Consider the following 13030-nt stretch of genomic DNA (forward strand, 5'->3'; position numbering starts at 1 on the left):
AAATGGCGACTTTCCGATTCTGCCGAACCCGACATCGTGCTTGCGCCCCTCTACCCTCTGGCCCGTCGCGCCCTGTTCTGTCTTGATGCCGAACAAGCCCACCATTTGACGCTGGCCACGCTGCGCAGTGCTGCCTCGCTCGGCCTGGCCGGTCTCATCGGTCAGACGCTGCCCGAAGATCCACGCACGGTCATGGGCATCCGCTTCCCGAATCCCGTGGGCCTCGCCGCAGGCCTCGACAAGGACGGGAGCTGCATCGACGGCCTCGCCGCACTGGGCTTCGGCTTCGTGGAAGTCGGCACGGTCACGCCGCGTCCGCAGCCGGGTAATCCGAAGCCGCGCATCTTCCGCCTGCCGCAAGCCGAAGCGATCATCAACCGCATGGGCTTCAACAACGGCGGTGTCGAGCAGTTTCTTCAGAACGTGCAGTCGGCGCACTACAAGGGGCCGCTGGGCCTGAACATCGGCAAGAACGCCGACACGCCGATCGAGCGCGCGGTCGACGACTACCTCATCTGCCTCGAGAAGGTGTACCCGTACGCCACCTATGTGACGGTCAACATCTCGTCGCCCAATACGAAAAACCTGCGCCAGTTGCAAGGCGGCGACGAACTCGACGCCCTGCTCGGCAAGCTCAAGGACAAGCAACGCGCGCTGTCCGACCGCCACGGCAAATACGTGCCCATCGCCCTCAAGATAGCGCCGGATCTCGACGACGAGCAGATCAAGGTCATCGCGGGCACACTCACGCGCCATGGTTTCGACGGCGTGATCGCCACCAATACAACGCTCTCGCGCGAGGCGGTAGCGGGCCTGCCCTATGCCAACGAAACCGGCGGCCTGTCGGGGCGGCCCGTGTTCGAAGCCTCGAATCGCGTGATCCGCGCACTGGCCGCCGAGCTGGGCGGCGCCCTGCCGATTATCGGCGTGGGCGGCATCCTGTCGGGTGCCGACGCGCAGGCCAAGCTCGATGCCGGGGCCAGTCTGGTACAAATCTACAGCGGGCTGATTTACCGCGGCCCCGAGCTGGTGCGAGAATGCGTGCAAGCGCTGCGTACGGCCTGATCGGCCGCACGTCGCGCCCCCTTTATTTGACACAGGGAGACCTCAACATCATGAAAAACTGGCTCAAGTCGCTGTGCCTCGTACCGCTGACCGCCGTTGCGCTGCTGGGCACCGCGCCCGCGCGCGCCGCCGATCTGCTCGACACCGTGAAATCGGCGGGCGTACTGAAAATCGGGATCGAAGGGACTTATCCGCCGTTCAACTATCGCGCGGCCGATGGCCAGCTCGAAGGCTTCGATGTCGACGTCGCCAAGGCCGTTGCCGAACGTCTCGGCGTAAAGCCGGTGTTCGTGACGACGGAATGGAGCGGCATTATCGGCGGTCTCGTGGCCGGTAAATTCGACGTCATCGTCAATCAGGTGGCCATTACCGACGAACGCAAGCGCTCGCTCGACTTCAGCCAGCCGTACACCTTCTCGGCCGCGCAGCTCATTCAGCGCAAGGACGACAAACGCGAGTTCAATTCGCTCGACGCCCTCAAGGGCCACAAGCTCGGCGTGAGTCTCGGCAGCAACTACGACAAGCTCGCGAAGGCGGTGCCGGGCATCGACGTGCGCACCTATCCGGGCGCGCCGGAGTACCTGCGCGATCTCGCCGCCGGGCGCATCGACGCGGCGCTCAACGATCGCCTGATGCTCGCCTATCTGATCAAGACGTCGAACCTGCCGCTGCGTGCGGGGGCCGTGTTGCAAGGCGCCAGCGAGTCGGTGGGCATTCCGTTCCGCAAGGGCAACCCCAAGTTCGCGAAGGCCATCGACGATGCCCTCACGGCCATGAAGCAGGACGGCTCGCTCGGCAAGCTCGCGCTGAAGTGGTTCGGCGAGGACACGTCCAAGCCGGCGAAGTAACCCGCAAGCCGCGCGCGACACACTTCGGTCGCATCACGGCCGGCACCACGCAAACCACGCGGGTGCCGGCCGTCGTCGTTCCGGCCCACGTTCCCCCCAGACACCCCCCTCATGAATCCATTCGAACTCGCCGCCCAATCCATGCCAGTGCTGCTGCAAGGCACCGTGCTCACGATCAAGTTCGCCTTGATGTCGATGGTGTTCGGCCTGGCGATCGGCGTGATCGTGGCGATCATGGGTATCGGCAACGTCCGCGTGCTGCGCGGCATCGCCCGCACCTATGTCAGCATCATGCGCGGCACCCCGCTGCTGGTGCAGATCTTCGTGATCTACTACGGCCTGCCGGGCGTTGGCATCGCGCTCGATCCGACACCCGCCGGTGTGCTCACGCTCAGCCTGAACGTCGGCGCCTATCTGTCGGAGAGCATGCGCGGCGCCCTCGAAGGCATGCCGCGCGGACAATGGCTCGCGGCCTACAGCCTCGGCCTCTCCTATTGGCAGACGCTGCGTTACGTCATCGCCCCGCAAGCCCTGCGCATCGCTGTGCCGAGTCTCGGCAACAGCCTCATCAGCCTGATCAAGGACACATCGCTGGTCTCGGTCATTACCGTGACCGAGTTGCTGCGCTCCGCGCAGGAGGTCATTGCAACGACCTACCAGCCGCTGCCGCTCTATCTCGCCTGCGCCGCCATCTACTGGGTGTTGTCGACCGGGTTGTCGGCACTGCAGCGACGCATCGAGAAACGTCTGGCGTTGCCCGCCAGAACCTGACGGGCGCGCCAACAAAAAAGCCGGGCCCCGGATGCCAATGGCAGACATTCGGGGCCCGGCTTTTGCTTTGAACGCCGGTACGTCAAGGCCACCGGTCGTTCCACATCGCTGAACGCTTAACCGCTTACCGCGGCGCGCGACGCTCGCGATACATCGTGCGGAACGTCTTGCCACTCGGGGCAGGCATTTCCCGCGTGTCGCTCCATCCTGCGGCGAGCGGCAGCTTCGAGAGGCTGCCACGCTCGCGCCCCATCCAATGGAGTACACGCGCACCCAGGCCGGCAAGCGCGGCATACAGACGAGGGCGACGCGCCGCAAACGCCCACGCGGCGAGCGCCGTGCGCTCCTGCCACGGCCGCAGGCCGCGATCGACCTGGCGCTCGCGCAGCTTGCGAAGCAGATCGGAGATCGGAATGCCCACGGGGCAGACGCGATTGCACTCCCCGCACAGCGTGGCGGCCTGCGGCAGATCGAGCGTCTTCTCCAGGCCGACATAGCTCGGCGTGAGCACCGACCCCATCGGCCCCGGATACACCCAACCGTAGGCGTGCCCGCCGATCTTCTGATAGACGGGACAATGATTCATGCAAGCGCCGCAACGGATGCAACGCAGCATGTCCTGAAACGCGCCGCCGATCAATCCCGAGCGGCCACCGTCGACCAGCACGAAGTACATATGGTCGGGGCCATCGAGCTCACCCTCGACGCGCGTACCGGTCAGCAGCGAGAAGTAGTTCGACGTGCCCTGCCCGGTCGCGGAGCGCGGCAACAGACGCATGGCCGTCGCCAGATCCTCGAGCGTGGGCAACACCTTCTCGATACCGGTCACGGCCACATGCACGCGCGGCATGATCGTGCACATGCCCTCGTTGCCTTCGTTCGTCACCACGGCCACGGAGCCGGTTTCGGCGACGAGAAAATTGCCGCCGGTCACGCCCATGTCCGCCGAGAGAAACTGCGGACGCAGCATCTCGCGCGCTTCGCGTGTCATCGCCGGAATGTCGGTCAGACGCGGCTTATGGTGAACGCGAGCGAACAGGTCGGCAACCTCGTCCTTGTCCTTGTGCACGACCGGCGCAATGATGTGCGACGGCGGTTCGTTGTCGTTGATCTGCAGGATGTATTCGCCCAGATCGGTCTCGACCGATTGCACACCCATGTCGGCGAGCACCTTGTTGAGCTGCAATTCCTCCGTGACCATCGATTTCGACTTGATCACCTTCTTGACGTCGTGCTTGCGGGCGATTTCGGCAATCAGGCGGGCAGCGTCCTGCGTCGATTCGGCGAACAACACCGTGGCGCCACGTCGCGTGGCCTCGCGCTCGAAAATCTCCAGCCAGACATCGAGCGTCTCGAGCCCGCGATTACGACGTGCCTTGAGCGCCTCGCGCGTGGCCTCGAAGTCGATTTCCTCGATGGCCGTGGCGCGCGCCGTCACGAACTTGGTCGAGAGTTTCCGGAGGTTGGCCTGCAGACGCTGGTCCGCGAGCTTTTGCCCGGCGCGCGCCTTGAATTGCATCGATTGAACTTGCATCGCGACTCACTGGAGGTGATGGCCGCCGGTGTGCGTCATCGCACACACGGGCGTGAAGGTCGGGAGGGTCGGGAGGACAGCGGCGAGCTCACACATCGCCCGCGAGCACCTGGGCAATGTGGAGCACGCGCGTCTTCGTGTCGCCGGTGCGGCGCAGACGTCCTTCGATGTTGAGCATGCATCCGAGGTCGCCCAGCACGACCGCTGGCGCCCCGCTCGCGGCGATGTTCGCGCACTTCTCGTCGACGATGGCCGTCGAGATGTTGCCGTACTTGAGCGCGAAGGTGCCTCCGAAACCGCAACAAGCCTGGCAGTCCTTCATTTCCGTCATCTTGACGCCCGGCATTTTCGCGAGCAATGCGCGCGGCTGCGTCTTGACGCCCAGCTCACGCAACCCCGAGCATGAATCGTGATAGGTCACTTCGCCGTTGTAATCGCCGGGCACGGTATCGATGTGCAGCACATTGACGAGGAAATCGGTCAGCTCGAACACGCGCGGGCGCAGTCGCTCGTAGCGGCCCATGAGTTCGGGGTCGTCGGCGAAGAGGTCGCCGTAGTGCGCCTTGACCATGCCACCGCACGATCCCGACGGCACGACGACGTAGTCGAACGATTCGAACTCCTCGAGGAACTTCTGAGCGAGATCGCGGGCAATGGCCCGTTCGCCCGAGTTATAGCCGGGCTGACCACAGCAGGTCTGGGAATCGGGAATCACGACCTCGCAGCCCGCCGTCTCCAGCAGCTTGAGCGTCGAGAAGCCGATCTCCGGACGCATCAGGTCGATCAGACACGTGACAAAGAGTCCGACGCGCATTGGGGGAATCCTCTTTCCGGGAATAATGCGCCATTATAAGTCGCTGGGCCGGTCTGGCCCAGCGTGGATTCCCGCATATCGCGCAGACGATTACGCCATTCGGGGCGTGATGTCGCTCAACGCGTTCAACGAGTTCGTCCGCGTCAGTCCCCGCCGCTCGGCGGGTGGCGCCGCCGGAGGATAGGGCATGAGTGCCAGGCGCGCCGCCATCATCTCCTGCACCCGCGACAACCGCTGCAAATCGCGCCTGAAGCTTTCAAATTTGGCGTCAGTGTTCGCGAACCCTGCCGCGACTTCCGACGCCAGGGAGTCCACTCGATTCGTGAGGGTGCCGAATTGATCGGTGAGGCTGGCGACTTGATCGGTGAAACCGTCGAACCGATTGGTGAGGGTGTCCACTTGATCGGAGACCGCATACATTTGATCATCCAGTCGGTTCGCCACGGTTTCCATTTGATTCGAAAGGGTCCCAGCCCGAGTATCCAGCGACTCCACCTGATGATTGACTTGGCCAAGCCCACTCTTGATGCCATTCAACAGATTCCACACCATATCTTCACGCTCGAGCGCGGCACGCCGATCGGCCACGTCCAAGTACGTTCTCATCATAGTCCCCTCCGTTTCAATGAATTGCCCGGTGCTTGCCAACAGACTTTCGACAGACTTCCATCCTCGCTCACGATCGAACCCACGAATGCTTCCCAGGCTGACCCCGCGGATCACCAGCGTCATCACCGTCGCCACAATGGCGAGAATGCCGCCCGACACAAACAGTCCTGCCACCGCAACGGCCGCCGCCGCGGCGTAAAGGGAAGTCGTAATGCCAACGCGCTTGCCATAGTGCTTCCGTTCCGGCCACACCTCCTTTGAGGCCAGTGCGATCGACTCGCGCACGCCCGTCAGGCATCGCTCGATCTCGGCGATGCCATCGGCACGCTCGACCGACAGGCGCTGGCTTGCCGTCTTTTGGATATCGGGTTCGCCAAAGGTCGCCCCGCCAAACCCCACCGAGCGCTGCGCCATTGCGAAACATTTCGTCAGGATTTCCTGCTCCTTGCGCAGTGCTTCCGTCAGATGTCCCAGAATCGCCGAGAACCGCCTGGCCGACGGCGTGAGACTGTCGACGTCGTGATCGTTCAACTGCTCGCCAACCCGGCAGTACGGACCCGATCGGCTCGCGTTACCGGCATATCGATAAACCCCGTCCCAGAGTCCGCCCCCCCAGTACCCTGATGTCGCTTTCCTGTAAGTCGCGTAGAACGTGTTTTCCAATCGGGAAAGCGAGCCGCAGTCCAATCCCAGTTGCGCCTTCGCGTTGGCGATCTGCCGAAACTGACCGACGATGTCCGCATGCTTGTCGGCAATCGACTTTTCGTAAGTGACTGCCCCCCGACTACGCGTGCACCTTGGCGGCGACCAACTCCCTGCCGCCGGCGAAAACCCATACCTGTACATTCCCCGAACCTCCTTGAGCGTGCCGATCTCGTCTTTCAACCCAGCCGGACACTGAATGAAATGACAAGGCCATGGTAGTCGTCTGGACGAGAGACCACTTTCGGTTTCAGTCAGCCGAGACTGCGGCAACGACGCTCTCCTGTGGCACGCCCACTTTTCGCAGAAGTCCTCTACAGGAAGGGTGCGAATTTTTCACAATATGATATAGAATCACCCCTATACGAAACTCGGCCCTCCCCCATGAAAGACGAAGGTAGTCAAAGTACGGAGTCGCGCACGTCCATCCAGGTCATCGAGCGCATGATGCGTCTGCTCGATGCCCTTGCCGCCCATGCCGACCCCGTCAGCCTCAAGGAATTGGCGCAGTCGACGGAACTGCATCCGTCCACGGCGCACCGTATCCTGAACGACATGGTCGCCTGCCGCTTTGTCGACCGCTGTGATCCGGGCACGTACCGTCTGGGCATGCGCCTGCTCGAACTCGGCAATCTGGTCAAGGCACGGTTGTCGGTGCGCGATGCCGCCCTCGCGCCCATGCGCGGCCTGCACCGGATGACCGGCCAGACTGTCAACCTGTCGGTGCGCCAGGGCGATGAAATCGTCTATATCGAGCGGGCCTACAGCGAGCGTTCGGGGATGCAGGTGGTGCGCGCCATCGGTGGTCATGCGCCCTTGCACCTGACATCGGTCGGCAAGCTCTTCCTCGCGGCGGACGAAGCCGCGCGCGTGCGCGCGTATGCCACGCGCACCGGCCTGTCGGGACACACCCGCAACAGCATCACCGATCTGCAAAAACTCGAGCGCGAGCTGAGCCACGTGCGCCAGTCCGGCTATGCCCGCGACAACGAGGAACTCGAACTGGGGGTTCGCTGCATTGCGGCGGGCATCTACGACGACAGCGGAAAGCTCGTGGCCGGACTCTCGCTGTCGGCACCCGCCGACCGTTTGCAGGACGCGTGGCTCGCAAATCTGAACGAGACGGCGCTGCAGATTTCCGCGTCGCTCGGCTTTCACGCGCCGCCCCCCGCCGTCGGCAGCAACGTGTCGCATGTGGCGACAGCCGAATAGCCCGAACCGACATCGCGCTTCGCGAATCCGGTCGCGGAATGCAAAAGGCGCTCCCGAGGGAGCGCCTTTTGTTTGGCAACGGTTTGGGCGACTTACAGCGCGTGTTCGCTGTTGGTCGCGACTTGTGCCGTCGGTGCCGTACCCGCCGTGCGTTGCGGCGTAGCGCCGCCCCCTTCGAGCAGCCACTTGCGAACGCGCGTGGCGTCGGCGAAGCGCGAGTACTTGCCGGTCGAATCGAGCAGAATCATGATCACCGGACGGCCATCGACGTTGGCTTGCATCACGAGGCATTGCCCCGCTTCGTTGATGTAGCCCGTCTTCTGCAGACCGATTTCCCAGCCCGGGTGTCCGATCAGGTGATTCGTGCTGACATAGTGCAACTCGCGACGGCCGGTATTGACGTCGTAATTGCTGTCCGTCGAGAAACGGCGAATCATCGGGTACTGATAAGCGGCCTTGACCATCTTCACCAGATCACGTGCGCTCGACACATTCTGGCTCGACAGGCCCGTTGGATCGTTGAAGTGCGTGTCGTTCATACCGAGCTGCTTCGCCTTGCGGTTCATCGCCGCGAGGAACGCCGGACGACCGCCCGGGAAGTAACGCGACAGCGCAGCGGCCGCGCGATTCTCCGACGACATCAGCGCAATGTGCAGCATGTCTTCACGCGACAGACGCGACCCCACCGACAGACGCGAGCCCGTACCCTTCTCGTAATCGCGATCTTCGTCCGTCACTTCCATCATGTCCGTCATCGGCACGCCCGCGTCGAGCGACACCATCGCGGTCATCAGCTTCGAGATCGACGCGATGGGCAACACGGCTTGCGAGTTCTTGTCGAACAGCGATTCGCCGGTGCGCTCATCGACAACATAGGCCACCGAGGAACGCAGCGCCAGCGCGTCAGGGGATTCATGCAGACCGAATGCGCGCCCGGCGGACAGTCGATCCTGCGCCTGCGGCGTAAAGTTGACCGTGCGATACGACGTCACGACACGACGTTTGCCGTGCTTGTAGACGACGTGTTTGATGGCAACACGCTTGGTGGCCGCGTCTTCTTCGACGGTAGCCAGTTTGCGCGCCTTGGCGCCCGCCTTCTCGCGCGAGGCGGTCTTGGCAACGGCACGTTTGGCACCGGAATGGGAGGTGGCGACAGATTTCGTCGCCTTGGAATTGGCACACGCGCGCTTCTGGGCGGCCGTCTTGGCTGCCTTGGACGAGCATACGCTCGTCTTACCGGCAGCTTGAACGACGGCTGGGGCACCGGCGGCGAGCGAGATCGCCACGACGGCAGCACCCCAGAGGCGGGAGCGGCACAGACGCGCAAGGGTGGTGATCGCGTACATAGATTGGGGGTAGCGTAAGGTTGACAGGCAACGAGTTTGGAAGAAGTTTAGTAACTTCCCAAAAAATAAGCAATATGAATGACTTAGCTGAAATACTTAAACCGGCATCTGGCAGTTTTGTGCGGCGCAATCCGCCAAACTGCACATTCGCAACAAATTGCCAAATAACGCAAACATCCAGAGATGATTCAGCTAAGGAAATGCGCCCACTCAGCCAGCGGCGCACGGTCGGTGACAAGCTGGTTTTCGATGGCATCCGGATCCGCATACCCCAATGCCATGCCGCACACCACCATTCGGGTCTCGGGCAGGCGCAGTTCCGCCGCAATTACCTGGTGAAACGTGGCGAACGCGGCCTGCGGGCAAGTGTCGAGGCCTCGCGCCCGCGCCGCGACCATCACGCTCTGCAGGAACATGCCGTAGTCCAGCCAACTTCCCTGCTCCAGGTGTCGATCGATCGTGAAGATCAGTCCGACCGGCGCATCGAAGAAACAGAAGTTGCGCGCGTGCTGCCCCTGCATGCGGTCTTTGTCGGCGCGGCCAATACCCAGCAGTCCATACAAATCCCAACCGACCTTGCGCCGCCGTGCCTGGTAAGGTTCCGTCCACTCGCGCGGGTAGTAGGCGTATTCCTCCTGATGCATCAGGCGCTGCGCCGGGTCGTTGAACGCCTCCAGAAGGCGCGACGTCAACGATGTCAGCGCCTGGCCGGTCAATACATACGTTTGCCAAGGCTGAATGTTGCTGCCCGACGGCGCACGCGAGGCCACGCCAAGAATGTCCGCCACCGTTGCCTGCGGCACCGGCGTGGGCAAGTACGCCCGAATCGATCGCCGGCTGCGAATGGCCTCGTCGACATAGGCCACACGCTGCTCGGCGTCATTGCCGATCGTCGGGCGACGCGCCCCCTCCCCCGTGCCCGGCTGCGCATGCAAGTCGGCTGCCTCGGCGGCGTTCTGCGCCGAGGACTGTGTGGCGTCCTGGTGCGGGTGTTGGTGTAGGTGTTTCATAAGTCAGGCTCACGGCAAACGAAGGGAGAAATGCGTCGCCCGGCTGCTCATGGCGACGACGCGGCCGGCACCGCCCGCCGCTCGATGACAAGCGCAACGCCAAGCGCCGCGACGACCATCCCGGCGGCACTCAGCGGGGACAACGTCTCGCCGAATAGCAACCAGGCCATGACCGCGGTCGTCGGAGGCGTCAGATACATCAGGCTGGATACCTTGGTCGCGGCACCCTGTCGAATCAGCAGAAACAGCAAGGAGATGGCACCGATCGACAACGCCAGCACCGACCATACCAGCGCGCCGATCATTGGCGCGTTCCAGCGCACTTGCATCGTCTCGAGCATCCACGCGGCGGGCAGCGTTACCGCAAACGCCGCACCGAACTGCACGAGCGTGCCGACACGCAAATCGAAATGGGCGCAAAACCGTTTTTGATAGAGCGTGCCCGCCGTGATCGCGAGCAGGCTCAACACGCACAAGGCCACCGGACCCACACCGATGCCGCGAACGCCAACCTTGTTGGCCACCACCAGCCCGACGCCGGCGAATCCGCACAACAGCCCCAACCATTGCCGGCGCGAGACCGGCTCACCGACCACACGTGCGAAGAGCGCCGTCAACAACGGCTGGATGCCGACGACCAGCGCGGCCAGCCCGGCGGGCGCACCGTGCTTGATCGCTGCCCAGACGCCGCCGAGATACACCGCCTGGATCAGCGTGCCGGACACGGCAAGATGCGCAATGAGCGGCCAGTCGATGGGCCCGATCGTGCCGGCCGGTACCGTCCGGCCCTCCACCGCGCGCCGCCTCGGCCATGACATGCCCGTCAACCAGGCGATGGGAAGCATGACCAGCAGCGTGCCGCCGAAGCGCAGCGCTAGAAAGGTCAGCGGCTCGGCATTCGGCATGCCGTATTTGGCGACAATAAAACCGGTGCTCCAGATCAACACGAACCACCACGGCATGGCCGCGCGCCAGATCGCCGCACGTTCGGTGCCGGCCATCTCGCGACCATGTGGTGCATTCGCGGGCGAAGGTGACACGGTGCGATGCTCGCTCATACGAGAGCACCTTCTGCCGGCGCAGGGTGCCGACGGCGGACCGCCAGTTGGAACTGATCGGCGAGGCGGATCGTCGCAAAATGCGCGGCGACCGTCTGTTCGATGTCGCGGCCGTAGCCGCCTGCCATTGCGATAGCCACCGGCAGCCCGCGCTCTGCGCAGGCCGTCAGCACCCGACGGTCGCGCGCGAGCAATCCGTCATGCGTCAATGCCAGCCGGCCAAGCCGGTCATTCGCCAGCGGATCGGCGCCCGCGAGATAAATCGCAAGGGTCGGGGTGAATTGCGCGAAGAGATCGGTCAGTGCGTGGCCGAGCGCGACCAGGTAATCGTCGTCGCCGCAGCCGTCGGGCAATGCCACGTCGAGGTCACCGCGCGCCTTGTGAAACGGGTAGTTGTGCTCACCGTGCAGCGACAGCGTGAACACGCTCGGGTCGTGCTCGAAAATGGCCGCTGTGCCGTTGCCCTGATGCACGTCGAGATCGATGATCGCCACACGCGTGCCCGGACCGAGTTCGGCCTGCATCGTGCGCGCCGCGACCGCTGCGTCGTTGAACACGCAGAAGCCTTCGCCGCGGTCGGCATACGCGTGATGTGTTCCCCCAGCGAGATTAGCAGCCACGCCATCGGTCAGCGCGGCCCGACAGGCGGCCACCGTTGCCCCCGCCGACCGGCGCGAGCGCTCGACCATTTGCGGTGACCATGGGAATCCGATCGTACGCTGCTCTTTGGGATCCAACTGACCGGCGCTCACTCGCGCCACGTACGCCGGCGAGTGGACGCGACCGAGCATCACGTCGTCCGCGGACAATGCCTCGGCAAGCGCAACGTGCGGCAACTCCCCCGCCACGCGCTCGCGCAGACGGGCATACTTTTCCATCGGAAACCGATGCCCGGGTGGCAACGGCAGCACGAAATGATCGCTGTAGAACGCTTGCATCGACGCGAATGGCCGGCAGTGGCGGCACGCAAAAAGGCGTTGAACGACATCGGCACAGGCGCATCGACCACGCGAGCCACGCTCGGTAAGGCAGCGAGCCGTTGACCGCGAAGATGTTTCGCCAGTGCCGGAACTCGACGATAGTAACATCGGCGCACGGGGTGCGCCGGGTGCCAAAACGGTGCGGAGCCGCACCAATGAAGCGTTTCCGGACGGTGCCCGCCATTCGCCGCAACGCGGTGTCATACGTTAGTCACGGGATCCCAACCGGTTGATTTTGTAAGCTTTTATTGAATTGTTGCAGCGCACAAAAAAGACTTGACAGCGACAAAAATATCTCTACACTTGCAATTGTGCGATGCACAAAAGAAATCGCACCCCCATTTAGAGGCCCCAACCGTGTTTTCACCAGGATAAGGTGAGAACTCATTTGCGAACACGGAGTGGGTCGATACGTTGTGTATGACACCATCATAGGAGAACGCCATGTCGTTTCTGACCCCCGAGCAATTCGCCGCCGCCCACAAAGCCAATCTCGAAACCCTTTTTGGCCTGACCAACAAGGCGTTCGAAGGCATGGAAAAGCTCGTCGAGCTGAACCTGCAAGCCGTCAAGGCATCGCTGGCCGAGTCCGCCTCGACCGCGCAGAAGGCCTTCGCAGTGAAAGACGCGCAAGAGTTGCTCGCCCTGCAAGCCAACCTCGTCCAGCCCGCCGCCGAAAAGGCGATTGCGTATGGCCGTCACCTGTACGAAATCGCTTCGTCGACGCAAGCCGAAGTGACGAAGGTGGCCGAAGCCCAACTGGCGGAAAGCTCGCAGAACATGCAAGCCCTGTTCGACAATCTGGCCAAGAACGCCCCGGCCGGTTCGGAGTCTGCCGTTGCACTGGCCAAGTCGGCCATGTCGGCAGCCAACAGCGCGTTCGACAGCGTGCAGAAGGCCACCAAGCAAGCCGTTGAAATCGCCGAGACGAACTTCGCTGCCGCGACCAGCGTCGCCACGAAGGCTGCTGCTCAGGCTTCGCGTGCTGCCTCCAGCGCCAAGAAGTAATCGATAGCGTTTCGCGACGCTAGCGTTCGAACCCGGCCTCGTGCCGGGTTTTTCTTTTTTGGGGCGAACGGCG

12 protein-coding genes are annotated in these 13030 nt (G+C 63.2%); 5 read left to right on the plus strand and 7 right to left on the minus strand.

The window, feature by feature from the left end; all coding sequences use genetic code 11:
• Nucleotides 1-36: 36 nt before the first annotated feature.
• The 3 genes from PanNE5_RS20620 (at nucleotide 37) to PanNE5_RS20630 (ending at nucleotide 2684) form a co-directional block, all read left to right on the plus strand.
• Nucleotides 37-1065 carry a quinone-dependent dihydroorotate dehydrogenase gene (locus PanNE5_RS20620; RefSeq protein ID WP_130025676.1) on the plus strand — a complete coding sequence of 343 codons (1029 nt, stop codon included), beginning with the start codon at nucleotides 37-39 and terminating at the stop codon, nucleotides 1063-1065.
• Nucleotides 1066-1115: 50 nt separating this feature from the next.
• Complete coding sequence (locus tag PanNE5_RS20625; protein ID WP_026131669.1) at nucleotides 1116-1913, plus strand: transporter substrate-binding domain-containing protein; 798 nt, start codon at nucleotides 1116-1118, stop codon at nucleotides 1911-1913.
• Nucleotides 1914-2024: 111 nt separating this feature from the next.
• Nucleotides 2025-2684: an amino acid ABC transporter permease gene (locus PanNE5_RS20630; RefSeq protein ID WP_017232323.1), complete on the plus strand. Its 660-nt coding sequence runs from the start codon at nucleotides 2025-2027 to the stop codon at nucleotides 2682-2684.
• Between the two features lie 124 nt (nucleotides 2685-2808).
• On the opposite strand, the gene PanNE5_RS20635 is transcribed toward PanNE5_RS20630, so the two are convergent.
• From PanNE5_RS20635 to PanNE5_RS20645, 3 genes are all read right to left on the minus strand, one after another.
• Nucleotides 2809-4218 carry a lactate utilization protein B gene (locus PanNE5_RS20635; protein ID WP_017232322.1) on the minus strand — a complete coding sequence of 470 codons (1410 nt, stop codon included), beginning with the start codon at nucleotides 4216-4218 and terminating at the stop codon, nucleotides 2809-2811.
• A gap of 88 nt (nucleotides 4219-4306) precedes the next feature.
• A complete protein-coding gene (locus PanNE5_RS20640) occupies nucleotides 4307-5032 on the minus strand; it encodes a (Fe-S)-binding protein (protein ID WP_017232321.1) in 726 nt (241 codons plus the stop codon).
• A 90-nt stretch (nucleotides 5033-5122) separates the two neighbouring features.
• Complete coding sequence (locus tag PanNE5_RS20645) at nucleotides 5123-6172, minus strand: hypothetical protein (protein WP_261938735.1); 1050 nt, start codon at nucleotides 6170-6172, stop codon at nucleotides 5123-5125.
• Between the two features lie 555 nt (nucleotides 6173-6727).
• Between PanNE5_RS20645 and PanNE5_RS20650 the strand changes: the two genes are divergently transcribed.
• Entirely contained in the window at nucleotides 6728-7555 is an 828-nt protein-coding gene (locus PanNE5_RS20650) for an IclR family transcriptional regulator (protein ID WP_017232319.1), read from the plus strand.
• Nucleotides 7556-7647: 92 nt separating this feature from the next.
• Here PanNE5_RS20650 and pbpG read toward each other — a convergent pair whose 3' ends face one another.
• From pbpG to PanNE5_RS20670, 4 genes are all read right to left on the minus strand, one after another.
• A complete protein-coding gene (gene pbpG / locus PanNE5_RS20655; protein WP_017232318.1) occupies nucleotides 7648-8901 on the minus strand; it encodes a D-alanyl-D-alanine endopeptidase in 1254 nt (417 codons plus the stop codon).
• Between the two features lie 188 nt (nucleotides 8902-9089).
• Nucleotides 9090-9911: a nitroreductase gene (locus tag PanNE5_RS20660; RefSeq protein ID WP_017232317.1), complete on the minus strand. Its 822-nt coding sequence runs from the start codon at nucleotides 9909-9911 to the stop codon at nucleotides 9090-9092.
• A 47-nt stretch (nucleotides 9912-9958) separates the two neighbouring features.
• Nucleotides 9959-10912 carry a DMT family transporter gene (locus tag PanNE5_RS20665; RefSeq protein ID WP_017232316.1) on the minus strand — a complete coding sequence of 318 codons (954 nt, stop codon included), beginning with the start codon at nucleotides 10910-10912 and terminating at the stop codon, nucleotides 9959-9961.
• A 53-nt stretch (nucleotides 10913-10965) separates the two neighbouring features.
• Complete coding sequence (locus tag PanNE5_RS20670) at nucleotides 10966-11907, minus strand: histone deacetylase (protein ID WP_261938736.1); 942 nt, start codon at nucleotides 11905-11907, stop codon at nucleotides 10966-10968.
• Nucleotides 11908-12393: 486 nt separating this feature from the next.
• Here PanNE5_RS20670 and PanNE5_RS20675 point away from each other — a divergent pair, with 486 nt between their 5' ends.
• Complete coding sequence (locus PanNE5_RS20675; protein ID WP_017232314.1) at nucleotides 12394-12957, plus strand: phasin family protein; 564 nt, start codon at nucleotides 12394-12396, stop codon at nucleotides 12955-12957.
• Nucleotides 12958-13030 lie beyond the last annotated feature (73 nt).

Source organism: Pandoraea sp. NE5, from assembly GCF_024363545.1.
In the GTDB taxonomy this organism is placed as follows: domain Bacteria; phylum Pseudomonadota; class Gammaproteobacteria; order Burkholderiales; family Burkholderiaceae; genus Pandoraea; species Pandoraea cepalis.